Genomic DNA, 25,316 nt, shown 5'->3' with positions numbered 1-25,316 from the left:
TAGCCAAAAGCAAACGCCCAATTTAAAATGATATTTTTGTAGCAAGCCCCTCTTTTGAGGGGCTTTTTTGTTGCTGCTTGACCCTTTTTGTTCCACTCTATTTTGAGACTATTGAAATTTAAGGCTTTCAAGGAATGAAAAAGGTATTGATGGTGTTCGGCATTGTGTTGGCTATCGCCGTTGCAACTATCGCAGCGTTGCTATTAAGCCTGCAGACCCAATACCGTGCGGATGTTGCTAACTTTTTTATCAAACATACGATTGAACAACCTGTGTTCATTGAAGATGTGGGTTATCAGGCGCCTTATCACATCACCTTAATGGGCATAACCCAAAGCCAACCCGAAAAACAGACACCTCTATATATCGACAAGATCGATCTTTGGTTCAGCCCAGACTCTCTCCTTGAAGCCAAACTGGTTTTAGACTCTGTGTTGATCAGCGGACTACAGTTAGAAGCCGACGATCTAACAACACTCACATCAGTGTTTACCCAACCAAACCTCAAGCTGCGTCAGCTGGCGATCAATAATCTAGATTTCTCGACCCCAGACTTTAATGCGCGAGGCATCGACCTTCAGATCTCCGCACCAAAATGGGAAAACGACAACTCACTGCTACCTTATGGAAAAACCCAACTCTCTGCCTCACAACTGTATTGGCAAGGTGAAGCATTCGATAATCTGTTGATTGACCTAGATCTCAAGCCGAGTGACAGCACCCTTTATGGTGCTTCATTTGATTGGCGTGGCGCCAAAATCTCCGGACAAGCTGAACAATATCAACATGATTGGTCGTTGGTGAATGTGACAATAGATAGTTTGCGATTAAACGAAAAACAAGCTCAAAGTCTACTGAATAAAGAGTGGAATGTGGCAGGTATTCAGATCAACCACATCAACAGCTTAGATATTCTGCGTAGCGACGTAGAGTGGAAAGATGGTCACCTCGCAGCCTTTGATGCCTCTTTAGAAAATATCCAACTGCCCTTTGAACTGTGGAAGCAGCAGAAAGCCATTTTCTCTCTGCAAGCAGAAGGAGTGACCATTGATGATGACATGTTCATCGAGCCAAATATCAAGCTAAGCCTAGAGCCAAACCAGATTCTAATCGAAGATTTCTATACTCAATTCCTGCAGGGCACTGTACAACTCAATGGCGAAGTCACCCCTAGCAGCATTGAATTAGAGCAGCTCGACCTGCAAGGCATAAAATGGGTCACTGAAAACCAAGATAACCCTCTAGCCGCCGCTCGCCTATTACCTTGGCTCACACAGGTCCAGAGCGTCGAGATTAGCCGACTTAACATAGAACGCAGTCAACTCATCCAACTCGCACAAAAGCCTTACTGGCAGGCCTCAGGGTTACATGTCGAAGGGCATAAGGTTCAATTTATGCAAGATAGAAAACTGGGCTTATGGCAAGGCAAATTGATGGCGAGCGCAAACGATGCCAGTTACCAAAACATTGTTAGCGCACAGCCGGTGGTTGAGATGAATAGCGAACAAGGGAAATGGACGCTGACACGTCTGTTTGCGCCACTTAGGAATGGCTATATTGAAGCCAATGCAACACTCGATTTTAACCAAATCAGCAAGCCATGGAGCTTAGATATCTCTGCCGATGGGTTACCGATAGCACCCATGCTGCAACAACTTGAATTACCGCTCGATGCAACAGGTTATGGCGAGTTCGAACTTCAAGCCGCTGGGTTATACGGCGATTCACTGATGATCGGCTATTCAACCACAGGACAACTCAAAGGCAGCGTTCGCCAAGGTGTGATGACCTTTAACGACAAGCTTTCTGAAACATCGACTGATAACGTGTTTGAAATCCCAGAGCTCAATGCGAATTTTGACCGTGGACGCTTCACTCTCGAACCGATGCACATTATTGGTGCATCGGCAGCAGAGCAAGGCGAACAAAGGATTCAAACGCTCAATGGTGAGGTGTCTGGAGAGCTCGACTTGCTTAAAGCCGAGCAACACACCCTATCGATTACCCTATCGGACACATGCCATCAAATCTCAGGCAAGCTCACCCAAGCTGAGTATTCTGAGATTAACGACTGCCAACAAAAAAGCGCCACTCCTCAGGAGTAGCGCTTTCAGTCAATCTTTACAGTATTACCGGTGTTAGCTATTCGCTCCCATTTGAATCTGTCGAAAGTATCTTTTTATAGTCGGGGATCAACATGTAGGTTCCGGTAAACTCTACCGCTTCCACATCACCACTGTTAATAGTCACATGAATGATGATACGTGCCTTTCTGCCCGACGCGAGGCGGTCTAAATCACCGCTGATCCCATCCAATGAGGTAGAGGCCACTGGGTTTTGCTCAACCGGGTGACGATAACGAATATTACTGTCTGCCAGCACGATATCACCTGTCAGGCCACGCTCTTTCATCAGTAACCAAGTCATACCCCAACCCGTTAAGGTCGCTAAGGTAAAGGCGGAGCCTGCAAACATGGTGTTATGCGGGTTCAAGTTAGGATTCAGCTGAGCACTACACTCAAACTGGTAACCCGTGTATTGGTTAATCTTGATGCCCATCTTGTCACTGATCGGGATCTGATGTTCCCAGCGCTGCTGCAGCTCATTACACCACTCAGGCTTACGCAGAACATCTGCCATTGGGTCAAGGTGCTTAACCATCTGTTGGTGACGTACAGGGCCACGTTGGTCATTAATCTCACCGCGACGTTCAAATTCATTCTTCTCATAGAATGAGATCGCATCTTCACGTGCATTACACACCAAGCGCTTAGCGCCCTCTTGGCGAGCCAATGACTCAAGTGCGACTAGAATCAATGAGCCCATACCTTTGCTTCGGCGAGAGTTCTTCACCGCCATGTAGCGGATCTGACCTTCTAGATCTGGGGTGATATACAAGCGACCAATCGCCATCGGGCGACCACGACCATCAACAATCATGCGATGGTGACTCATTGGGTCGTATTCATCGCGCTCTGAGCCTACCGGCATTCGCCAAGGTTCACGGAGCATCTGCCAACGAAAATGGTAATACTTGTTTAGCTGATTTTCGGTGGTCGGTGTTATGAGTTTAAACATGCTTATTCCTTTAAGCCTAAACCTGCAGCCAGAATGTCACTGGGCCATCATTAACCAAAGACACTTTCATGTCGGCTGCGAATCGGCCACGTTCCGTTGGCAACACTGATTCACATTGGTCTGAGAAATAGTTGTAGAGACGCTCAGCATCTTCTGGGTGAGCACCACGAGAAAACCCTGCTCGTGTCCCTTTTTTGGTATCGGCTGGCAGAGTGAATTGAGACACCACTAATACCTTACCTTCTACCTGCTTCACGTTGAGGTTCATTTTATCGTCTTCATCTCCAAAGACACGATAAGTGGTTACTCGTTCCATCAAACGTTTGGCTTTGGTTTCATCATCACCTTTTTCTACGCCTAACAAAACCAATAAGCCTTGCTCAATCTCACCAACTACTTCGCCATCAACACGGACGGCAGCTTCACTTACTCTCTGGATCAGTGCTATCACTGTTGTTTCCTTGCTCTGTGATTTTGTCTTTATCCGACGAGTGTACCATTTCTTTCGGGTCACTCCACTGTTCCTGCTCACCCAATGCGGCCGTCACCTCAGCACCAACCAGCACGATCAACCAGCACAAATAAACCCAGACAAATAGAATTGGAATTGCCGCCAATGCACCATAAATCAACTGGTAAGAAGGGAATTGAGTAATGTAGGCCGCGAAGCCTTTCTTGCTTAATTCAAACAGCAGAGCCGCCACTAGAGAACCTGCAGCTGCATGAGAAAAGTGTATCTTTTTGTTGGGAACCAGCAGATACAGACCGAAAAACGCAAAGAAAGAGAGAATCAAAGGAAGTTTGCGAATTACGGTATTAAAAGCACCAGACACCACCTCATTTTGCAGCAAGCTCAATGAGGTCACGTAAGACGTTGCAGCAATGCTCGCTCCCACTAGAATTGGTCCAAGCGTGAGCACCATCCAGTACATAGAGAAAGACAGCACCGCACGACGCTTTTCCGTTACTCGCCAGATGTAGTTTAAGTTCTTATCAATATTCGAAATCAGCATCAGCGCTGCAATGAATAAGAACACACTACCTACCGCCGTCATCTTTCCGGTATTGGCAACGAACTCCAACAACGCGCCGTGTACTGCATCCCCAGATGCAGGAACAAAGTTGGTAATAACGAAGTTTTGAATCACGATACCAACATCAGCAAAGATGGAGAATGACGACAAGATAGAGAGCAATACCGTCAGCATAGGAACGATCGAGAGCAAAGTAATGTACGCCAAGTAGCCCGCATTCACATTCACTCTATCGTGCGTCATTCGCGCCAAAAGATAGCGAGAGAACTGAATACTGAGTGTAGCGACCTTTTTTATCTTCAACTTGTAACTCCCTGGTAACTCGTTCATAGTCCTAACTAATATTCCTTTATTTAACTATAGGAAACTAGGATGCCTTATTTAATAGTTATAGTCCTCTCTATTTTTACTCTTACTGGATGCCAATCCGCTTATTACTCTGCAATGGAACAGGTGGGCTACCACAAACGTGACATCATGGTCGATAGAGTAGAAGACGCTAAAGAGTCGCAGCAGGATGCTCAGGAAGAGTTTACCAGCGCACTTGAAGCACTCAGCAGCCTGACTAACTTCAGTGGTGGCGACCTTGAAGACATGTACAACCAGATCAACGATAAATACCAAGACAGTGAGAAAGCCGCGCAAAATGTCAGTGATCGTATTGCTGCGATCGAAGATGTGTCAGATGCGCTGTTTGAAGAGTGGCAGAATGAATTAGATCTCTACACCAGTGATTCACTGCGCCGCTCGAGTGAGCAAAAGTTGCGTGAAACCAAATCGTCTTACCAAACGATGCTGTCAGCAATGAAGCGCGCCGAGAAGAAAATGGATCCCGTGCTCAATACCCTTCGCGATAACACGCTTTACTTGAAGCACAACCTCAATGCGAGTGCTGTGGGTTCACTGCAGGGTGAATTTATGAGCTTAGAAAAAGACATCGCCTACGCGATCAAACAGATGAATGCTGCAATAGCAGAATCGGATAAGTTCCTAGCTCAACTGAACCAGAAATAACGCCCGTAGACACAAATAAAGATAAGCCCGTATGAACCCAATCATTATTACTGGCGGCCCTGGCGCCGGAAAGACCACACTAATTAATGCCTTGGCAGATGCGGGTTACCCAACCTTCTCTGAGTCCTCTCGCCAGTTAATCGAACAGCAGAGCCAACTTGAGAACGGTATCTTACCTTGGTTAAACCTTCCGGGCTTTGCTCGCCTATGTTTAACCGTCATGAGCGAACAAAAAGACCAAGCCAATCAACGTCCGATTGCGTTTCTCGATCGCGCTATTCCCGACATCTGCGGTTACTTGTCCCAGGCCAGCCTTGAGGTTACTGAGAACTACCGAGAAGCGAGCCAAGGCTATCACCCTCAAGTGTTGTTCTGTTGCCCTGAGGCTTCCATTTATGTTCAAGATGAAGTGCGCCCTTACCCATTTGAAGAAGCATTAGAGATTCACCACTCGCTGGTCAAAGTCTATCGAGAGCTAGGTTATAAGGTAGTTGAAGTGCCCTTTATGTCGGTCGCTGAGCGAGTTCAGTTCGTTGAAAGTCACCTAGGAATCAAAAGCTAGATTCCAGATATTTCGCTCCTCAATTCTGGAAGGACGATTCGCTAAGTAGATATCGAACACACTCTTCGTATCCCGCATCTCGTTTACTCGTATCTTAGCTAACTAAAAAACAAAAGCCCTGAGCAGCTTGGCTACTCAGGGCTTTCTTATTTACTTAGCTAGAAGCTCGTCAGCTGGCAATTAAGCCTTAGCTGGACGTGCTGCACGCTTACGTTCGTTTTCAGTAAGAAGTTTCTTACGGATACGAATGCTTACAGGCGTTACTTCTACTAGTTCGTCTTCGTCGATGAACTCAAGAGCTTGCTCTAGAGTGTGACGGATAGGTGGCGAAAGAACCTGTGCTTCATCAGTACCTGATGCACGAACGTTCGTTAGCTGCTTACCTTTCAGACAGTTTACTGTTAGGTCGTTTGAACGGTTATGAATACCGATGATTTGACCTTCGTATACTTCATCTGCGTGCTCAGCAAATAGACGACCACGTTCTTGTAGGTTGAATAGTGCGTAAGTCAGTGCTTTACCAGTCGCGTTCGAGATTAGAACACCGTTGTTACGTTGACCGATTACGCCGCCTTTGTGAGGACCGTAGTGATCAAATGAGTGGTAAAGAAGACCAGAACCAGACGTTAGAGTTAGGAACTCAGTTTGGAAACCGATAAGACCACGAGAAGGCATCATGAAGTCCATGCGAACACGGCCTTTGCCATCTGGAGACATATCAGTTAGCTCACCTTTACGTAGACCGATGTTTTCCATGATGCCACCTTGGTGCTCTTCAAGCACGTCGATAGTCACAGTTTCAAACGGTTCAGTTAGGTTGCCATCTTCGTCTTTCTTGATGATAACTTCTGGACGAGATACAGCTAGCTCGAAGCCTTCACGACGCATGTTTTCGATCAGGATAGATAGGTGAAGTTCACCACGACCAGAAACACGGAAACGATCTGGGTTATCAGTTTCTTCAACACGTAGTGCAACGTTGTGTACTAGTTCTTTTTCTAGACGCTCAAGGATGTTACGTGAAGTAACGAACTTACCTTCTTTACCCGCGAACGGAGAAGTGTTTACTTGGAACGTCATTGTTACTGTTGGTTCATCAACAGAAAGCGGAGTCATTGCTTCAACATTATTTACGTCACAGATAGTGTCTGAAATTTTCAGCTCACCAAGACCAGTGATTGCAATGATGTCGCCAGCGTTAGCTTGCTCAACTTCGTGACGGTCAAGACCTAGATAACCAAGAACTGTACCTACTTTACCGTTACGTTTTTTGCCTTCTGCATTTACGATAGTTACTTGTTGGTTTGGCTTAACAGAACCACGAGTAACACGAGCAACACCGATAACACCTACGTAAGAGCTGTAATCAAGTTGCGAAATTTGCATTTGTAGTGGGCCGTCAAGGTCAACTGCAGGCGCGTCTACTGTATCAACAACAGCTTGGAACAATGGTTCCATGTTCTCGCCAGTTTCGCCTTCAGTCATTGTTGCCCAACCGTTTAGAGCTGAAGCGTAAACAACTGTGAAGTCTAGTTGCTCATCAGTAGCACCTAGGTTGTCGAAAAGGTCGAATACTTGATCCATAACCCAATCAGGACGAGCGCCTGGGCGGTCAATCTTGTTGATTACAACGATTGGCTTAAGACCGTGTGCGAATGCTTTTTGCGTTACGAAACGAGTTTGAGGCATTGGGCCATCAACTGCGTCAACGATAAGCAGAACAGAGTCAACCATAGACATGATACGCTCAACTTCACCACCGAAGTCCGCGTGTCCCGGAGTATCTACGATGTTGATGCGGTAATCATTCCAGTTGATTGCTGTGTTCTTAGCAAGGATTGTAATGCCACGCTCTTTTTCGATGTCATTCGAATCCATGACACGCTCTTCAGCTTCACCACGAGACTCAAGAGTGCCTGACTGTTGTAGCAGTTTATCAACCAAAGTCGTTTTACCGTGGTCAACGTGCGCGATGATCGCGATATTTCTTAACTTATCAATCTGTGGAGTAGACATGGATTCTCGATTCACTCATAAAAGTAGCCGTCACTTATCTCAAAAGTTTGGATAATAACAGCTAGCTTGATTTAAAAAACGGTCAATAATATACCAGATTCTAGACAAAAACCCAGAAATATGTGATCTGAACCAAGGCTTTTTTCTTTATTAGCGATTCATATCCGCTTAACTTTGATTCAGTACAGTGTTGAGCAGCCAAATTCGTAGGACTCTAAAAAAGCATCACCGGCGAGTGGCGAGCCAAATCTCCCGCAAAATAACAAAAGTGGATTGACAACTTAGGCAATTCATTGCTGAATGGTGCTCGCTTATGTCTCATATTGGTGCACAGACAAATCATTGCACCAACAAGGTGCAGACAAAGATCATTTTGGTGCAAAAACCAGATTAGGCAAAATTGAAAAACAAGTAAATCATTGAAATTAATGGAATAATTTTTTTGGCACGTTTTTGGCTATAGATAAATCAGCATCGATTAATGCACTTATAGACATTAATCAATGCTAGTTTCAACCGAATCGAGCTAATACCGAATTAATAACACTGGAGGTTATCCAAGATGTCAGTAGAAAATGTACTATCCCTGATCCAAGAGAACGAAGTTAAATTTATCGACTTACGTTTTACTGATACAAAAGGTAAAGAGCAGCATATCTCTATTCCTTCTCACCAAGTTGATGCAGACTTCTTCGAAGAAGGCAAAATGTTTGACGGCTCTTCAGTAGCTGGTTGGAAAGGCATTAACGAATCTGACATGGTAATGATGCCAGATGCAGCATCTGCTGTACTGGACCCATTCACAGAAGACGCAACGCTAAACATCCGTTGTGACATCCTTGAGCCTGCAACAATGCAAGGCTACGACCGTGACCCACGCTCTATCGCTAAACGTTCTGAAGAATACCTACGTTCTACAGGTATCGCAGACACAGTTCTAGTTGGTCCAGAGCCAGAATTCTTCCTATTTGACGACGTTAAGTTCTCAAACGACATGTCTGGTTCTTTCTTCAAGATTGATGACGTAGAAGCAGCTTGGAACACAGGTTCTGACATCGAAGGCGGTAACAAAGGTCACCGTCCTGGCGTTAAAGGCGGTTACTTCCCAGTAGCTCCTGTAGATTCATCTCAAGACATCCGTTCAGCAATGTGTCTAGTAATGGAAGAGATGGGCCTAGTAGTTGAAGCTCACCACCACGAAGTAGCAACTGCGGGTCAAAACGAAATCGCAACTCGCTTCAACACGCTAACAGCGAAAGCTGATGAAACTCAAATCTACAAGTACGTTGTACACAACGTTGCTCACGCATTTGGTAAAACAGCGACATTCATGCCTAAGCCACTAGTTGGTGACAACGGTTCTGGTATGCACGTTCACCAATCTCTAGCAAAAGACGGCGTTAACCTGTTTGCTGGTGATAAGTACGGCGGCCTATCTGAAATGGCGCTTTACTACATCGGTGGTGTAATCAAGCACGCTCGTGCAATCAACGCGTTTGCTAACCCATCAACTAACTCGTACAAGCGTCTTGTACCTGGTTTCGAAGCACCTGTAATGCTTGCTTACTCAGCACGTAACCGCTCTGCTTCTATCCGTATCCCAGTAGTACCAAGCCCTAAAGCACGTCGTATCGAGCTACGTTTTGGTGACCCAGCAGCGAACCCATACCTATGCTACTCAGCAATGCTTATGGCTGGCCTTGACGGTATCAAGAACAAGATTCACCCAGGCGAAGCTATGGATAAAGATCTATACGACCTTCCTGCAGAAGAAGCAGCTGAAATCCCAACAGTTGCAGAATCTCTACAAGAAGCTCTAGCAGCGCTTAGCGAAGACCGTGAGTTCTTAACAGCTGGCGGCGTATTCTCTGACGATTTCATCGATTCTTACATCACTCTGAAATCTGACGACGTACAACGCGTGAACATGGCTACACACCCACTTGAGTTTGAACTGTACTACTCAGTTTAATCTCCTGTAGAGATAAGCCATTTCTTACTGCAATCTTGTAAGAATCGCTGACTAAATATTAGGCTCGCCTCGCAGGCGGGCCTTTTTTATATTCTCTCGACGCTCCCCTCCTCGTACCATACCTTAGACAAAAGCCCTCAGAGGCTGTCGCGCTAAATACAATAAAACCAACGCCAAACGTGAAATCACCTAGTGGTGACAAAGAGGCTAAAGATATGAAAAATATACTGTTACTGATCGGGTTAACAGTCGCGCTCTCGTGCTCTGCTCAAACGGTGTATACCTGGGTGGATGAGGATGGCGTGCTCCACTTTAGTGATAACCCTAGCGCTCAAGATGCCGAGGCTCTTCGCCTGCCAGATGTGCAAGCTTCAGCACCCGCCCCTAAATTTGAGGCCTCAACTCCGGTAGACACCGCTGCTTTACCTACAACTAAAACGGCAACGCCAGCTAAAAATCAGGCAAAAACAGAAACCACAAAACGTGAGGTCCCCACTCAATTAGCCCTCACCATGCTGACTCCAGTTCATGATCAAACCATTCATAGCAACCGCGGCTTAATCCCGATTCAGATAGATCTCAACCGAAAACTTGGTATCGGGGAGCAATTACAATTGATACTCGATGGCCGTCGTTATGGCGCCCCACAGACCCAACCTATTTGGGAATTAAAAGGTATCGATCGAGGTACTCACACCATTGCAATTCAAGCACATAGAAGCGGCAAGCTTATTGCATCTACTAGTCCAGTCACCGTGTATTTACATCGAGCGACGCTCAAGTAGGCCAATGTGTTAAAAGAGACTGGATTACCTCTACTTTTCACCAAATCGAAGCAGCTTTCAGCGACTCTAATGAATTATCTTTAGCTTCTGGTTGATATGCGCCATACTTGAACTTAGCTGCGCACCAATTTGGTGCAGTGGGAAAAGCACCAATTCAAGGACGAAATAGTGAATCGATCAGCCAAAAGCGACAGCATAGATACACATCATCTTTCCAGCGCCATTCTCGACAATATGGTGACTTCGACATTGATGCTCGATGAGCAACTGTATGTCCGCTACGCCAATCCGGCGGCTGAACAACTCTTTTCACAGAGCGCGCGACGCATCGTTGATCATCCACTGAGCCAACTTATCCAACACGCCTCGCTCGACTTAGCACTTCTAACTCAACCTCTACAAAGCGGCCAGAGCATTACCGACAGTGACGTGACCTTCGTCGTTGATAACCGCCCGCTGATGCTTGAGGTGACGGTTAGCCCAATCTCTTGGCAACGTGAAACGCTGTTATTGGTTGAGATGCGCAAGATTGACCAACAAAGAAGACTCAGCCAAGAGCTTAACCAACACGCACAACAACAAGCGGCTAAGCTGCTGGTGCGTGGGTTAGCACATGAGATCAAGAACCCATTGGGTGGTTTAAGAGGTGCTGCGCAACTACTTGGAAAGATGCTCCCTGATCAGTCTCTGAATGAGTACACCCAGATCATTATTGAGCAAGCCGACCGCTTGCGCGCTTTAGTCGATCGCCTGCTTGGCCCGCAAAAGCCAGGAACCAAATCAGAAGAGAACCTTCACCAGATACTCGAAAAAGTAAGGCAACTGGTTGAGCTCGAATCAGGTTCGACGCTCGCTATCGAGCGAGATTACGATCCAAGCCTACCTGCGATTTTGATGGATTCTGCGCAAGTTGAACAAGCCATGCTCAATATCGTGAGCAATGCGGCGCAGATTCTAAAGACTCAGGAATCAGGGAAAATCACCATTCGCACCAGAACGGTGCATCAAGCAAACATTCATGGGCAGCGACACAAACTCGCTGCTCGAATTGAGATCAGCGATAACGGCCCAGGCATCCCCGACGAATTAAAAGACACGCTTTTTTACCCAATGGTCAGCGGTCGAGAGGGTGGCACAGGCTTAGGGTTATCGATATCTCAAAACCTGATCGATCAACACAATGGGAAAATTGATGTTGAAAGCTGGCCGGGCAGCACCACATTCACGATTTACCTGCCGATTTAGGTTACAAGAACCTCGCTATTGGACTGCGAGATCAAAGGCTTAACTCGGTAACACAAAAATTAAAGACATCATAAAAACAACAATGATTATCACAATAGATTTGGCTGCAAAGGAATTGAATTATGAGTAAGGGATACGTTTGGGTCGTCGATGACGACAGCTCTATCCGCTGGGTAGTAGAAAAAACACTTTCATCTGCGGATATAAAGTGTGAAACATTCGCTGATGCTGAGAGCGTATTACTTGCGCTTGAGCGCGAGACACCTGACGTATTGGTATCGGATATTCGCATGCCCGGCATTGATGGGATTGAGCTGCTGCATCAGGTTCATCAACGCTCCCCTGACCTACCCGTGATCATCATGACCGCGCACTCAGACCTTGATGCTGCGGTAAATGCTTATCAAAAAGGCGCCTTTGAATATCTACCAAAGCCGTTCGATATTGATGAGACACTGACTCTAGTGGAGCGAGCGATCGCGCACAGCCAAGAACAGAAACGTGAGCAAGCCAGTGAAGTAGCCGAAGATACCAACGCGCCTGAAATCATCGGTGAAGCGCCAGCAATGCAAGAGGTTTTCCGTGCTATTGGCCGTTTGTCTCGATCATCTATTTCAGTACTCATCAATGGCGAATCAGGTACTGGTAAGGAGTTAGTCGCTCACGCTTTGCACCGTCACAGCCCAAGAGCTAAAAAGCCATTCATAGCTTTGAACATGGCGGCAATTCCCAAGGATCTGATCGAATCTGAGTTGTTTGGCCACGAGAAAGGCGCCTTTACCGGTGCTAACAGCGTTCGCCAAGGGCGCTTCGAACAGGCCAACGGAGGCACACTGTTTCTTGATGAGATCGGCGACATGCCACTCGATATTCAGACTCGCCTGCTACGAGTACTTTCCGATGGTCAATTTTATCGTGTGGGTGGGCACTCAGCAGTTAAGGTTGACGTTCGTATCGTTGCCGCAACCCACCAAGATCTTGAACGATTGGTGCATGAAGGCGACTTCCGTGAAGACCTTTTCCACCGACTCAACGTTATCCGAATCCATATCCCGGCACTTCGCGAACGTAAACAAGACATTGAAAAGCTGACTCATCACTTCCTAGCATCAGCCGCCGAAGAGCTCGGTGTTGAAGTGAAAACACTGCATCCTGAGACCATTTTAAAGCTCAATCAGCTGAATTGGCCGGGTAACGTGCGTCAGCTTGAGAACATTTGTCGCTGGCTCACCGTGATGGCGAGTGGCAGCGAAATTCTCCCTTCAGACCTTCCCCCAGAGCTGCTAGAAGAAAAAGTAGTGACAACCTCTGGAACTGGAGATAACTGGCAACAACTGCTCGCTAATTGGGCGAAGTGTGCGCTTGATTCAGGAGAAAAAGAACTGCTGACTTATGCGCTACCAGAGTTTGAACGTATACTACTTGAGGCTGCACTCAACCATACTAATGGTCACAAACAAGATGCAGCCAAGGTTTTAGGTTGGGGAAGAAACACCCTAACTCGCAAGCTTAAAGAGCTGTACTGACCTAATATGACTCTCGATGCAGCTACTTTTTAACCAAAAAAGTGTCGCTTGGTCTGAATAGTGTCGGTACAATTACAGTACACTATTCACCAAAGTTGTAGCTAAAGATGTCTTTGAAAACACAAATTACCTTGAGAACCGCAGTGGTTCTGCCATTCGTGATGATTTTTCTATTCACTATGGGCGTAATGGTTTTTACTCAAAAGCAAAGCTACAAAGAGATGGTGAGTGATGTTAGTGCACGCCAGCTAACATCACTTACTGACCACGTTCACCAAAGCCTGTCTAATTTTTTAGAAAAGCCATTTCATGCGAACCTCTCACTCAGCCATAACATCGGCTACCACCATCTTTATCAAGCGGGCAACCTTAGTAAGGTCCAAGACTATATTTTTTATACGTTTTCAGACCATTACACTGCTGTACCTCAACTCGATGTGATCGGCTTTGGTTCTGAAGATGGTAACTACGTCGGTTTCCGCAAAGAAGCCAACAAAGGCTACACCTTGATGGTGCAAGACGAACGCACTAATGATCAGTTGGTCATTTACCGTGGCAGCAAGATTAGTGAAGACATTCGATCGGTGATTTCAGGTTACGATCCAAGAATCCGTCCTTGGTACACACCCGTTGCGACACAGAAAAAACCGTTATGGTCACCAATTTATGCCAATGCTGACGAACGCCAAGAAATCACCTTATCTGCTCTCTCCCCTATCTATGATGGTAATGAATTCAAAGCCGTCGTCGTCAGCGATATCAAAATCAATACCTTCAATGCGTTTCTCAGAAAGCTCAAAGATAGAACAGATGCCTCTGTTTATATCATCGATAAGCAGCAGCGCTTGGTCGCACACTCAGGCGGAGGCAGTGTCGTTTCATGGGGAACAGGAAAAACCAATAAAGGCCAACGCTTACTGGCAACAGAGAGTGCTACCCCCGTCATACGTGAAAGCGCCAGTTACGTAGACCAATTCCACCTAATCGATAATTTGGGCGAGCAGCGCTTTAGCTTCCGCCTAGACAACGAACGCTACTTCAACCAAATCACCCCTTACGAAGATGAACACGGCCTCACGTGGTTTATTGGGGTGTCGATCCCTGAAAGCAATCTGCTCGGTGAGTTGCCAGAAAACCAAAGAAACAGTTGGTTGCTCGGGCTAGCACTAAGTTGCATTGGGGTCATTGCAGGGTTAATTGCTTTTAATCGCGTAATCCAACCTATTACCTCGACAGCAGATGCGGCAAAGCGTCTTGCTAAGGGCGATTGGGACACGAGCATGCCAAAGACGGGGCATATCTATGAAACCAGTATGCTGGTGGACTCATTCAATGAAATGGCTAGTAACTTAAAGGCCTCGTTTCACGCATTACAGTCTCAGCTTACCTATGACTCACTAACCAAACTGTATAGCCGAGAAGGCTTTATTGATGCTGCAAAGAAAAGCACCGAAACAGAGGAAGGAACGCTTTATTTGGTTGGTATCGATCGCTTCCGCGATATCAATGACAGTCTAGGTCATTACAATGGCGACCAACTGCTGATCATCGCAGCCGCTAGACTGCGTGGCATTCTGCCAACAGAGTACTTGTTGGCTCGCACTGGTGGCGATGAATTCGCGATTTACGCACCCAATGTAACTCAAGATGACGATGTTCAGCTGCTTGCTAACCGACTACTCCAAACCTTTGCTTCGCCATTTTCCATGGAATCAGAAAGCGTGGTGATTAAGGTGTCCATTGGTGTCGTTCACGTCTCAAATGACCAAGACATTACCTTATGGCTTCGCAACAGCAGTATTGCACTGAGCAATGCCAAGCAAGACAAAGCTCGTGTCAGCATCTATAGTCCAGAAATGGGCAAGGCCTCTAGGCACCGAACCAAGATGCTAGCCCGCCTCAACAAAGCGATCGAACTGCAGCAATTCGAACCCTTTTATCAGCCTATTATTGATCTGGAGTCCGGCTCAACCATAGGGGCGGAAGCTTTAGCTCGCTGGATAACCGATGAAGGGGTGATCTCGCCACTCGAGTTTATTCCTCTCGCGGAAGAGAGCGGGCTCATTTACGATATCGGAAAACAGATTCTGCATAAGTCCTGCCGAGATACAGCAATCGCGATTGAGTCAGGAAAGTGGAGCAAAGACTTCTCGATTCACGTCAATCTATCGGTCGATCAACTAAGCGAAAGTAGCTTTGTCGAACTAGTTAAAGGCACGCTACGTGACACCAAGCTTCTAGCAGGCAACCTGACACTAGAGATCACGGAGTCACGCATCGTCGACAATGACCCGACCATCATTGACAACATGCTAACGCTAAAAGCACTCGGTATCTCAATTGCGATTGATGACTTCGGCACTGGCTACTCATCCCTAGCCTATCTGCAGAAACTGCCATTTGACTGCTTAAAGATCGATCGCAGCTTTGTCAGCAAGCTAGAAAAAGAGAATCTAGACAGCTCCATCGTCGCGGCCATCGTTAACATCACTAAGGGTTTCAAAGTAAGCTTGGTGGCAGAAGGCGTTGAAACACAGCAACAGGCTGAACTCCTCAAGCAGCTGCAGTGCCCACTTGCTCAAGGATTCTTATACAGCCGTCCAGTTCCGTTTGACCAATGGCCTACCGACCTCAGCAACACCAAGGTCAAACAAAATACCAAACAGAGCCTCACCTAAGTCACGCAGAAATCGAATGAGTCAGATACAAAAATGCCAGCATGATGCTGGCATTTTTTATTGTTCTATTCTCTATCGCACTGTTAGATAACGCGAGAGAATTGCTGCTGGCGAGCCTTGGCACGTAGATATTTATCAAAACACATACAGATGTTACGGATCAGCAAACGGCCACGCAGAGTAACGCGGATTTCTTTATCATCGACTTCAACCAAATCGTCGTTGATGAAGGTTTGTAGAAGCTCTAAATCTTCTTTGAAGTAGCGACTAAAGTTAACCGAGAACTCAGATTCAATCATGGTCTTATCAAGCTTAAAGTTACAGATAAGCTGCTTGATCACCTCACGACGTAGAAGGTCGTCACTGTCTAGTGCCACGCCTTTCCAAAGTGCATGGCACAGGTCATTCACCTGAGCGTAGTACTTCTTCAGCTCTTTTTGGTTTTGTGCGTAAGCATCGCCCACCATAGAGATAGCAGAAACACCGAAGCCAATTAGGTCAGCTTCACCTTGGGTAGTGTAGCCTTGGAAGTTACGATGCAGAATGCCTTCACGCTGAGCAACCGCTAGCTCATCTTCAGGTAGAGCAAAGTGGTCCATACCGATGAACTGGTAACCCGCTCCCGTTAGCGTCTCGATGGTATCTTGTAAGATAGCCATTTTCTCTTTCGCTTCCGGTAGGTCTTCGTCTTTAATCTTACGCTGCGCAGCAAACAGCTGAGGCATGTGTGCGTAGTTAAATACCGATAGACGACCCGGTTTCATCTCCAGCACTTGCTTCAATGTTTCAGCGAACAAAGCTTGAGTCTGCTTTGGTAGGCCGTAAATCAAATCAAGGTTAGTTGAGCGGAAGCCTAGCTCTTTCGCTCGTTGAACCATCGCAATGATGAACTCTTCATCTTGCTCACGGTTAACCAGCTTCTGTACTTCTTTATTGAAGTCTTGCACACCAATACTCAGACGATTAAAGCCCTCGTTACGTAGGTGATCGAGAACATCCAGCTCAATCTCACGCGGGTCAACTTCAATACTGATCTCAGCGTCAGCGGTGAAGTTAAATTCCTCACGCAGAATCATCATCAAGCGAGTGATTTGTGTTTTGGTCAAAAACGTTGGCGTACCACCACCGAAGTGCAATTGAGTCACTTCACGACCATTCAATAAAGAGGCGCGTTGGCGGATTTCATGTTCAATAACATCAAGGTACTCATCCGCTTTATGCGAGTGACGAGTAATGACTTTATTACAACCACAGTAGTAACAAAGCTTGTGACAGAATGGAATATGCACGTAAAGAGAGAGTGGACGCTCAGGATATTGAGTACACGCCATGTCGTAATCAGCGACGGTAAACGCTTCATGAAACTCCAACGCAGTTGGGTATGAGGTGTAACGAGGTCCCGAATAGTTGTACTTGTTTAAGATCTCTTGATCCCAAACGATTTGCTGATTCGTTGTTACTGGCTTGCTCGACATAGCGGTATTTCCAATTTAGATCCGCGAGAACCTAAGGTCTCTCAAATCATTTTACATACATTAAAATATAGACGGGTTATTTTGCCACACGACCAGTAAGGCCGTTCTAAGACAAAATCAATTTTTCAGACAAAAACTCAGAACTGCTAGCTTGATCACTAACAAAGCGTCGGGATTAACGAGACGCAAAAGGTAAGAAGGCTCATTTAACACTATCTGTTAAAGACAAATCGCACTAAAGACAATGAGTCTTAAAAGCTGTATGTCTCAAAAGCAGCGCATCTTAAAAACTGCGCGTCTTGAAAACTAAATGTTAAACAAGCCTCTATATTAAATAGTCTTAGTGACTAGATCATCTGAATGTTGATTTGATTGTTGAGTGGTTTAACCTTCTCCTGCAATCTTTTCAAATCCTCGATGACCGCATCATTCAAGCGAGTCTCTGCCTTATGGCGTGTGAGATTCTGCTGCATGCGTTCTTTCTTGGTCAGCTCCTGCCTTTCATCTCCGCGAGCCATATCTTTTACGATGTGGTACAGCTCAGAAAGAGCAGGATACTCAGAATCAAAATCGACACGCTCATCACCCTGCACATTATCCATAATGATACACACTCGGATACTGATCTCAGGTAAGTCACATTGCCCTTGAATACCCGCTAAGCACAAAGTATTTACGTTGTCGTAAATCGTCGCGTTACGTTTTTCAATGGCTAGTGCTTGATGCTGCTTTTGCAACTCCGTCTGCTTCTTCACTTGAAGTAGAAGGTAACCTGCGTAAGAGCCCAAGCCGAGAATGATAATTCCACCAGCAATTGCTAATAAGGTTACGTTCATTGGCTATTAACCTTTAAAGCTGTCTAAATCGAAATCTTCGAATTGAGATAGCAAGTCTTCGTCAGAGCTCGCTTTCTTCTTAGATGCAACCGGTGCTTCTTCGAAGATCTCTTCTTCATCGTCTTCTGGCTCTAGTAGACCTAAGCGGCCCATTAGGTGTTCGATACGATCAAGTTTCTCATCAACAAACTTCTGTAGACCAGCACCTAGGTTTTCACCATTTTCGATACGATCTAGCAATGTGTTCAGTTGAGCATCATTCTCAAGCATCTCTAACTCTTGTTCGTTAGATAGCTTGCGCTCTTGTTTAGTCGGCTTCTTCACCGGTTCAACGATCAGCGGGATTTTTTTCTTGCTGCCTAAACGAGGGTCACGAGCTTGTGCAGCTTTACGCTGTTTTGCTTCGCTACCATCTGAGTGACGACTGCCAGACTTAAGGCCTTTACGTTTTTTAACACGCTTACGTTCACGACCTTCAACATCAGATTCACTACGGTTACGAGTAACCATAGGTTCCGGGGCGCCAAGTGCTCCCGGTTTTCTTGATTTCTTACTACGACCCATTACTGCACTTTCCTCAGTAAAATTACATCATTTCCAAAAAATTCTAGTTCGAGCTTATCCCGCTCTGCCAAAAACTGGAATGTTTGACGACTAAAGAAGACGACATGTGTCGGGTCATTCTTGTAGTGCCAACCAGCAAACGCATCTACGTCTATTACTAGTTTAGTCATAAGACCAATCCAGCCCTTGGGTTTAACTAAATTCAACCATTGCTGCCACACTTTGTCTGGGTGATAAAGATGCTCTATCACCTCCGTGGCAGTCATAAAGTCATACGTTTTTTCCAACACAGAGGTATCTGGGTGGTAATAGATATCGTACAACTCCATGGTGTGTCCGGCTTCTTCTAACATAATAGATAGCGTAGGGCCTGGGCCACAACCAAAATCTAACCCTTGTGAGTTAGATGAAATTTTGTCTGTTAGTGGATCCGCAATGCGAGATAAAAAGCGGCGATAGCCTGCATCACTAGGATCGTTCTCATGGAGATCATAGTGTGCTTTTTCTTCTTTTGCTTCTAACCTTTGTTCAGGTTTAACAAATACCAGTTCACATTGCTGACACTGCAGATAGGCTCTGCGTTTGTCTTCAAAATAGTGATTCACGCCTTGGTGATGGCATAAGGGACAAGTATACATAGCACATCCTTAAACAGGGATGCGAAACATACCAGAAACTGAGTTTATAGTGGAGTGGTATTGGGTGTTTTTTCATCAAATCAATAAAAAAAGCGATAGGAAAACCTATCGCTCTCTAAATCTGCCTATATCGGCCAAAATTTGCATACTCAACTTGGTACACAAATCTCCATTTGTTATTGGTGCTTTCCATGCCAAATTTGTTTGTTGTTCATCGTCCTGATGAGTTTTGGCTATCCTTTTCTAACACCTTGTTGCTGGGCTGTCCTAGCCTGATCCATTTCTGTCTATACCGTTAGACTAGATGATCATCCATATCTAAGTCAGCTCCTAGCTGATGGCCGTTACTTTACCCGGTTACAAAAAGACTACAAGAGTGCGACTTCACACTTTTGTACACAAATCGATCACACATTGATAAATCAGACATAAGTGTATAATTCATTAATAAAACCAATGCAAAAGAAAACGCCCCGATCATTACTGACCGGGGCGTCTCTTCAATCTCGCTCGAGCGTACATTCCTTGACTCTGGCTAAGAGCAAGAAACCGACAAATTAGTGTAAACCACCAACGTACTTCGATAAGGTATCAATTTCTGCGTCTGTTAACTTTTTAGCTACATCACGCATCATCGCATTCATGTCGTTATTACGGCTACCATCGCGAAATTTCTCAAGTTGAGCCTTGATGTAATCTGCGTGTTGGCCTGAAATCTTAGGGAAACCAGAAAGTTCGGTACCATTACCACGAGGGCCGTGACAAGCAATACATGCCGTTACGCCGCGTTCTGCGTTACCCGCTGTGTAAAGAACCTTACCTTCATCTACTACATTTTCAGGAGTAGAGTTACTAGAGATAGGTAGCGATGCGTAGTATGCCGCTAGGTCAGCCATATCTTCTTCAGATAAAGGCATCGCCATTGCACCCATTACAGGTTCATAACGACCTTGCTTACCACCACTCGTCATACCTAGCTTAAGCTCTTTTAACTGCTTATCTAGGTACTTCTCGTGTTGACCAGCCAGCTTAGGGTACTGAGTGATCAGACTGTTGCCGTCAGCACCGTGGCAGGCAACACATGTTTGTGATTTGGCTTTACCAGCTTCAATACTACCTTGAGCCCATACTGAGCAGCTGGCTAAAAGACTCAAAATTAGCGCTAATTTCTTCATGACATTCCATTATAATTATCAAGCTTCCAGTACCACTCTATGTTGCCACTCATGGTACAATAGGCGACCTTATGCCGAGCACGGTTATTTTACACAAATTCACAAAAAAGTAATCAATCGACTACACAAAGTCGAGATGGAGTTAACAGTGAGCGTAAAAATTCATTATCAAAACACGCATTTCATTACCAGTGCACCTGATATTCGTCATTTACCAGAAGACGAAGGGATCGAAATTGCGTTTGCAGGACGCTCCAATGCTGGTAAATCTAGCGCGCTAAATCGCGTTACAAACCAAAAAAGCTTGGCGAAAACCAGTAAAACACCCGGTCGAACTCAGCTAATTAACCTATTTAAGGTAACGGACGGTTGTCATATCGTCGATTTACCTGGATATGGCTTTGCTCAAGTACCACTTGAGATGAAGAAAAAATGGCAGAAGTCGCTAGGTGAATACCTACAACGACGTGAAAGCTTGAAAGGTTTAGTGGTATTGATGGATATCCGTCACCCAATGAAAGACCTTGACCAACAAATGATCTACTGGGCTATCGATAGCCGTATCCCAGTACAAGTTTTGTTAACAAAAGCAGACAAACTGAAAAGTGGCGCGCGTAAAGCACAGCTACTGAAAATTCGTAACGATGCGAAATCTTTCGGTGGTGATGTGGCGGTTGATGTCTTCTCTTCAATGAAGGGCATCGGCGTAGACCAGCTGCGTGCCAAGATGGATGAGTGGTTCGCACCAGCGCTTGCAGACCAACTGATCGATGAGTTAGCAGACGAAGAACACAACGATTCAGAGTAGTCTCTATATAGAGGGGGACTAGCTCGCCACTATCAAGTGTTCGCACCTTATCAATGCCCCTCCTTATATAGGCGGGGTATTTTTTTCTGTAAATTCGTGAGTTAAAGCGACCAACAATATCTCTTCGATGGCGCAATCCATCCAAATTACTGCCGAAGCCCTGAAATACAGCACCGAGAAACAACAGAAAATCATGGACTACATTGACCATTCACCGACTCAATACACTGATAAATAAGGTGTAACCCATCAATCCTTTATCGATTACTTGTAAAATAAAAGTTATTTCAAGTGATAAAACAATCAACTTAGAGACGGATTTAAATTACCAAAAGCTGATCGAATTCCAGATCTAAGGCAAATAAGGGGTTATCACGGTGCTTGAGAAAGTGTAATAAAAGGCACTAAAAATGAGAGATTTTACGGGGGAATGGTAGGTTGGAAATATTTTTCTTTCGCACAAGAAAAAACGCCCCAGTCAAATACTGACTGGGGCGGCTGAATCAGCCTAATCCAATAACGTGAAACAAAAGGTCTGAAAGATAGAACATCTTACCTCTGTACCCTACGAGATTTAATGTACAACAATTGCTCAGAAATGAAAACAATTTTTGTAGTTTTTTTTCATGAATGTTTTATTAAAACATCCCAATGCTTCTTACGACTCAACTTTATTTGAGACAAAAAAAAGCCAGTGTTTGTGCACTGGCTCATACTAATTTGCTCAATAAGGTCAAAAACTGATTAGTGGGCTTGATCCCAGTTGTCACCGTGGCCAGCTTCCGCAACTAGCGGAACTTCTAGCTCTGCAGCTGATTCCATCAATTGTTGTACTTTACTTTCAATTTCGGCTAAAGATGACTCTTCTACTTCAAATACCAATTCATCGTGTACTTGCATCAATAACTTAACTCGACCATCGCCTTCCGCTTGGATCCACTCATCAACCAATAGCATCGCTTTCTTGATGATGTCTGCCGCTGTACCTTGCATTGGCGCGTTGATCGCCGCACGCTCAGCAGCTTTACGACGCATGCCATTACGAGATTGAATTTCAGGAAGGTGCAAACGACGACCGTAGATAGTTTCAACGAAGCCCTGCTCTGAAGCAGCACTGCGTGTGTCTTCCATGTACTGCATTACACCAGGGTAGCGCTCGAAGTAAGTATCCATGTAGTGCTGTGCTTCGCCACGAGGAATCCCTAGCTGCTTAGCCAAACCAAAGGCACTCATACCGTAGATAAGACCGAAGTTAACGGCCTTAGCACGACGACGTTGTTCCGTCGTTACATCCTCAATATTAACGCCGATGATCTCAGCCGCAGTTGCTGCGTGAATATCTTTGCCTTGTTGGAACGCTTCCAGAAGCGCTTTATCACCCGACAGGTGCGCCATGATACGCAATTCAATTTGAGAGTAATCGACCGCTAGAATCTTCCAACCATGTTGTGCCACGAATGCTTGGCGGATACGACGACCTTCATCATTACGAATTGGGATGTTCTGTAGGTTTGGATCAGTAGAAGACAAACGACCCGTCGCCGTTACCGCTTGATGGTAAGACGTATGAACACGACCGGTTTCAGCATTGATCATCTTCGGCAGCTTATCGGTGTAAGTTGATTTCAGCTTCGCAAGACCACGATACTCAATGATCAGCTTAGGTAGCGGGTAATCAAGTGCGAGTTCTTGTAGCACTTCTTCATTGGTTGAAGGTGCACCTGATGGCGTTTTCTTAATAACAGGTAGACCCATTTTTTCAAAAAGAATCGCTTGCAGCTGTTTTGGTGAGTTCATGTTGAACTCTTGCTCTGCAATCTCGTAAGCTTTCTGTTCTAGCTCATCAAGACGAACCGCAATCTCTTGCGATTGAGCGCCTAGCAACATGTCATCGATGAATACACCTGTGCGTTCAATACGAGACATCACTGGAATCAGCGGTACTTCGATCTCTTCATAAATCGCTTTTAGTTTTTCATCTTGCTCGATGTTTTCCATTAAGCGGTTATGAAGATGCAGTGTTACGTCCGCATCTTCTGCTGCGTATGGAGACGCCTCACCCAGCTCAATCTGGTTGAAAGTAAGCTGCTTCTTACCTTTACCTGCGATCTGCTCAAACGAGATGCAGCTGTGTTGTAGGAAACGTAGCGCTAGGCTATCCATATCATGCTTGCCGCCAACACTATTGAAAACGTAAGACGCCAACATGGTGTCGTGTTTGATGCCTTTCATCTCGATACCGTAGCGCGCTAGCACACTCATATCGTACTTCAGGTTCTGACCTACTTTCGCTTGTGCGTCATCTTCAAGAATAGGCTTAAGCTGTTCAAGTACCCAGTCACGATCCAGCTGCTGAGGTGCATCTAGGTAATCATGGGCAACCGGTACGTAAGCGGCAACGCCTTCTTCGGTTGCGAATGATAGACCAACAAGGTTAGCGACCATGTAATCTAAGCTGTCTGTTTCAGTATCAAAGGCAAACACCTCTGACGCTTTCAGTTTCTCTAGCCACGCATTAAAAGAAGCTTCATCTAAGATGGTTTCGTAGTTGCTGCGATCAATCGTCACGGCAGACGTATTCATCTCTACAGTAGACGTTGTTGCAGAAGCGCTGCTGCGTACTGATCCAGCTCCCGCTGCGGCAGATTTCTCATCCGCTTCAACCACACCACTGCCGCCTTCAAGTAGCTCGTTTAGCCAAGATTTGAAGACCAGTTGACCGTATAGCTTAATCAGCTCATCCGTGTTTGGTTGTGCTTTTACAAGCGACTCAGGCGTCTCTTCTAGCTCGACGTCGAGTTTGATTGTTGCAAGCTCGTAAGACATCTCAGCGTTGTCTTTATTATCAATCAGCTTCTTAGCCATCGTTTTTGAACCACGGAAGCCAAGAGCGGCAATATCATCAAGGTTTTGATACAGCTTTTCGATGCTACCAATACCTTGTAGAAGGGCTGTTGCTGTTTTATCACCGACACCCGGAACACCAGGAATGTTATCGACTTTATCGCCCATCAGCGCCAGGTAATCGATAATAAGCTCTGGCGGGATACCAAACTTCTCAATCACGCCTTCACGATCCATTACCACGTTGGTCATGGTGTTGATCAGAGTAACGTTGTCATCGACAAGCTGCGCCATATCTTTATCGCCAGTACTAATAAGCACAGGCATACCCATCGCAGAAGCTTGAGAAGCAAGCGTACCGATCACATCATCCGCTTCAACGCCGGGAATAGAGATAAGTGGCAAACCCATTGCACGAATCACATTGTGCAAAGGCTCAATCTGGCAACGAAGATCATCAGGCATAGGTGGACGATTTGCCTTGTACTCTGGGTACATGTCATCACGGAACGTCTTTCCTTTCGCATCAAAAATTACCGCAATACGATCAGAAGCAAATTGACGCATCATGCTGCGCAGCATGTTAACTACACCATAAACAGCGTTAGTTGGGATATCACCATTGCTCATTGTGCCAGGGTAAGCATGGAACGCGCGATATAGGTAAGAAGAGCCATCGATCAGAATCAATGGATTATCAGGAATACGAGCCATAATGTTTGTGTATCCAGTAAGTACAGAAATTATCTGTTAAGAATGCCACGTCTGTTGGTTGGATTCCACGTTGTCGATCTGTATCCGTTCACTCGGTTGTGTTCGTTATAATCGATTTGTTGTTATTTTTTGTTCTTAGACGCAAGCGTTCTGTGGATAACTCTGTTTATATTATTTATCCACCCTGTTGAGAACTAAGGTAAACAACTCAAAAAACACCAATAAACAATTGAAAATAAAGAATAATTTTACAGATCGAACATATGATCAACGATCTTTTCTCGATCTTGCGTTGTGGAAAAGAATGCTGGTGGCGTTTTATTCATAAAAATACGTGCCACTAAATATGCAT

The 25,316-nt window shown here is 45.4% G+C and carries 19 protein-coding genes and 1 pseudogene; 10 read left to right on the top strand and 10 right to left on the bottom strand.

What is annotated here, in order from left to right; all coding sequences use genetic code 11:
- Positions 1-134 precede the first annotated feature (134 nt).
- A complete protein-coding gene (locus QQ041_RS02255) occupies positions 135-2,105 on the top strand; it encodes an AsmA family protein (RefSeq protein ID WP_285953019.1) in 1,971 nt (656 codons plus the stop codon).
- A 37-nt stretch (positions 2,106-2,142) separates the two neighbouring features.
- On the opposite strand, the gene QQ041_RS02250 is transcribed toward QQ041_RS02255, so the two are convergent.
- Genes QQ041_RS02250 through QQ041_RS02240 form a run of 3 tightly spaced genes read right to left on the bottom strand, consistent with a single transcriptional unit; the run spans position 2,143 to position 4,442 of the window.
- Complete coding sequence (locus QQ041_RS02250; RefSeq protein WP_146491970.1) at positions 2,143-3,078, bottom strand: bifunctional GNAT family N-acetyltransferase/hotdog fold thioesterase; 936 nt, start codon at positions 3,076-3,078, stop codon at positions 2,143-2,145.
- A 16-nt stretch (positions 3,079-3,094) separates the two neighbouring features.
- Positions 3,095-3,529: a D-aminoacyl-tRNA deacylase gene (gene dtd, locus QQ041_RS02245; protein WP_285953018.1), complete on the bottom strand. Its 435-nt coding sequence runs from the start codon at positions 3,527-3,529 to the stop codon at positions 3,095-3,097.
- Positions 3,501-4,442 carry a virulence factor BrkB family protein gene (locus tag QQ041_RS02240; RefSeq protein ID WP_146491969.1) on the bottom strand — a complete coding sequence of 314 codons (942 nt, stop codon included), beginning with the start codon at positions 4,440-4,442 and terminating at the stop codon, positions 3,501-3,503. Before QQ041_RS02240 ends, dtd begins: the two co-directional genes overlap by 29 nt.
- Positions 4,443-4,484: 42 nt before the next feature.
- Here QQ041_RS02240 and QQ041_RS02235 point away from each other — a divergent pair, with 42 nt between their 5' ends.
- Positions 4,485-5,126 (top strand): DUF2959 domain-containing protein, encoded by a 642-nt coding sequence (locus tag QQ041_RS02235; RefSeq protein WP_048607602.1) that lies wholly within the window; start codon positions 4,485-4,487, stop codon positions 5,124-5,126.
- Positions 5,127-5,157: 31 nt separating this feature from the next.
- Positions 5,158-5,688, top strand: a complete 531-nt coding sequence (locus QQ041_RS02230) for an AAA family ATPase (RefSeq protein ID WP_285953017.1) — start codon at positions 5,158-5,160, stop codon at positions 5,686-5,688.
- A gap of 180 nt (positions 5,689-5,868) precedes the next feature.
- Here QQ041_RS02230 and typA read toward each other — a convergent pair whose 3' ends face one another.
- Positions 5,869-7,704, bottom strand: a complete 1,836-nt coding sequence (gene typA, locus QQ041_RS02225; protein ID WP_017059220.1) for a translational GTPase TypA — start codon at positions 7,702-7,704, stop codon at positions 5,869-5,871.
- A gap of 562 nt (positions 7,705-8,266) precedes the next feature.
- On the opposite strand from typA, the gene glnA reads away from it, so the two are divergent.
- The 5 genes from glnA to QQ041_RS02200 all read left to right on the top strand — a co-directional run bounded on the left by glnA (position 8,267) and on the right by QQ041_RS02200 (position 15,910).
- Positions 8,267-9,676, top strand: coding sequence for a glutamate--ammonia ligase (glnA, locus tag QQ041_RS02220; RefSeq protein ID WP_019826498.1), 1,410 nt, complete (start codon positions 8,267-8,269; stop codon positions 9,674-9,676).
- A 215-nt stretch (positions 9,677-9,891) separates the two neighbouring features.
- Complete coding sequence (locus QQ041_RS02215; protein WP_210447248.1) at positions 9,892-10,461, top strand: DUF4124 domain-containing protein; 570 nt, start codon at positions 9,892-9,894, stop codon at positions 10,459-10,461.
- A gap of 168 nt (positions 10,462-10,629) precedes the next feature.
- A complete protein-coding gene (glnL, locus tag QQ041_RS02210) occupies positions 10,630-11,706 on the top strand; it encodes a nitrogen regulation protein NR(II) (protein WP_048661286.1) in 1,077 nt (358 codons plus the stop codon).
- Between the two features lie 122 nt (positions 11,707-11,828).
- On the top strand, positions 11,829-13,232 hold the full coding sequence (gene glnG / locus QQ041_RS02205) for a nitrogen regulation protein NR(I) (protein ID WP_048661285.1): 1,404 nt from the start codon (positions 11,829-11,831) through the stop codon (positions 13,230-13,232).
- 107 nt (positions 13,233-13,339) lie between these two features.
- Positions 13,340-15,910, top strand: coding sequence for an EAL domain-containing protein (locus QQ041_RS02200; protein ID WP_285953016.1), 2,571 nt, complete (start codon positions 13,340-13,342; stop codon positions 15,908-15,910).
- 83 nt (positions 15,911-15,993) lie between these two features.
- Here the strand turns inward: QQ041_RS02200 and hemN are convergent, their stop codons facing one another.
- The 5 genes from hemN to QQ041_RS02175 all read right to left on the bottom strand — a co-directional run bounded on the left by hemN (position 15,994) and on the right by QQ041_RS02175 (position 20,598).
- Positions 15,994-17,385: an oxygen-independent coproporphyrinogen III oxidase gene (hemN, locus tag QQ041_RS02195; protein WP_285953015.1), complete on the bottom strand. Its 1,392-nt coding sequence runs from the start codon at positions 17,383-17,385 to the stop codon at positions 15,994-15,996.
- A 347-nt stretch (positions 17,386-17,732) separates the two neighbouring features.
- Positions 17,733-18,221, bottom strand: a complete 489-nt coding sequence (locus QQ041_RS02190) for a DUF2489 domain-containing protein (protein WP_285953014.1) — start codon at positions 18,219-18,221, stop codon at positions 17,733-17,735.
- A 6-nt stretch (positions 18,222-18,227) separates the two neighbouring features.
- On the bottom strand, positions 18,228-18,785 hold the full coding sequence (yihI, locus tag QQ041_RS02185) for a Der GTPase-activating protein YihI (RefSeq protein WP_060983241.1): 558 nt from the start codon (positions 18,783-18,785) through the stop codon (positions 18,228-18,230).
- The gene (locus QQ041_RS02180; protein WP_048612436.1) at positions 18,785-19,423 is read right to left on the bottom strand and encodes a class I SAM-dependent methyltransferase; all 639 of its coding nucleotides are present in this window, start codon (positions 19,421-19,423) and stop codon (positions 18,785-18,787) included. Before QQ041_RS02180 ends, yihI begins: the two co-directional genes overlap by 1 nt.
- Positions 19,424-19,980: 557 nt before the next feature.
- Positions 19,981-20,598, bottom strand: coding sequence for a cytochrome c (locus tag QQ041_RS02175; protein ID WP_060983242.1), 618 nt, complete (start codon positions 20,596-20,598; stop codon positions 19,981-19,983).
- Between the two features lie 148 nt (positions 20,599-20,746).
- On the opposite strand from QQ041_RS02175, the gene yihA reads away from it, so the two are divergent.
- Positions 20,747-21,406 carry a ribosome biogenesis GTP-binding protein YihA/YsxC gene (gene yihA, locus QQ041_RS02170; RefSeq protein ID WP_017631972.1) on the top strand — a complete coding sequence of 220 codons (660 nt, stop codon included), beginning with the start codon at positions 20,747-20,749 and terminating at the stop codon, positions 21,404-21,406.
- Positions 21,407-21,500: 94 nt separating this feature from the next.
- Positions 21,501-21,644: pseudogene (locus tag QQ041_RS02165) on the top strand (GTP-binding protein); the annotation flags it as partial.
- Positions 21,645-22,150: 506 nt separating this feature from the next.
- Here QQ041_RS02165 and polA read toward each other — a convergent pair.
- Complete coding sequence (gene polA / locus QQ041_RS02160) at positions 22,151-24,964, bottom strand: DNA polymerase I (RefSeq protein WP_285953013.1); 2,814 nt, start codon at positions 24,962-24,964, stop codon at positions 22,151-22,153.
- Between the last annotated feature and the right edge of the window lie 352 nt (positions 24,965-25,316).

The organism is Vibrio sp. TMPB1044 (genome assembly GCF_030442075.1).
In the GTDB taxonomy this organism is placed as follows: Bacteria; Pseudomonadota; Gammaproteobacteria; order Enterobacterales; family Vibrionaceae; genus Vibrio; species Vibrio satsumensis.
The sequence above is the reverse complement of the archived record's forward strand: the minus strand, read 5'-3'. Positions and strand labels throughout refer to the sequence as shown.

Coding starts and splice junctions, on each gene's coding strand:
- QQ041_RS02235 (WP_048607602.1), top strand. CDS start 4,485: ATGCCTTATTTAATAGTTATAGTCCTCTCTATTTTTACTCTTACTGGA.
- glnA (WP_019826498.1), top strand. CDS start 8,267: ATGTCAGTAGAAAATGTACTATCCCTGATCCAAGAGAACGAAGTTAAA.
- QQ041_RS02200 (WP_285953016.1), top strand. CDS start 13,340: ATGTCTTTGAAAACACAAATTACCTTGAGAACCGCAGTGGTTCTGCCA.
- QQ041_RS02250 (WP_146491970.1), bottom strand. CDS start 3,078: ATGTTTAAACTCATAACACCGACCACCGAAAATCAGCTAAACAAGTAT.
- QQ041_RS02175 (WP_060983242.1), bottom strand. CDS start 20,598: ATGAAGAAATTAGCGCTAATTTTGAGTCTTTTAGCCAGCTGCTCAGTA.
- yihI (WP_060983241.1), bottom strand. CDS start 18,785: ATGGGTCGTAGTAAGAAATCAAGAAAACCGGGAGCACTTGGCGCCCCG.
- QQ041_RS02215 (WP_210447248.1), top strand. CDS start 9,892: ATGAAAAATATACTGTTACTGATCGGGTTAACAGTCGCGCTCTCGTGC.
- QQ041_RS02240 (WP_146491969.1), bottom strand. CDS start 4,442: ATGAACGAGTTACCAGGGAGTTACAAGTTGAAGATAAAAAAGGTCGCT.
- glnG (WP_048661285.1), top strand. CDS start 11,829: ATGAGTAAGGGATACGTTTGGGTCGTCGATGACGACAGCTCTATCCGC.
- typA (WP_017059220.1), bottom strand. CDS start 7,704: ATGTCTACTCCACAGATTGATAAGTTAAGAAATATCGCGATCATCGCG.
- QQ041_RS02230 (WP_285953017.1), top strand. CDS start 5,158: ATGAACCCAATCATTATTACTGGCGGCCCTGGCGCCGGAAAGACCACA.
- QQ041_RS02180 (WP_048612436.1), bottom strand. CDS start 19,423: ATGTATACTTGTCCCTTATGCCATCACCAAGGCGTGAATCACTATTTT.
- QQ041_RS02255 (WP_285953019.1), top strand. CDS start 135: ATGAAAAAGGTATTGATGGTGTTCGGCATTGTGTTGGCTATCGCCGTT.
- polA (WP_285953013.1), bottom strand. CDS start 24,964: ATGGCTCGTATTCCTGATAATCCATTGATTCTGATCGATGGCTCTTCT.
- QQ041_RS02190 (WP_285953014.1), bottom strand. CDS start 18,221: ATGAACGTAACCTTATTAGCAATTGCTGGTGGAATTATCATTCTCGGC.
- hemN (WP_285953015.1), bottom strand. CDS start 17,385: ATGTCGAGCAAGCCAGTAACAACGAATCAGCAAATCGTTTGGGATCAA.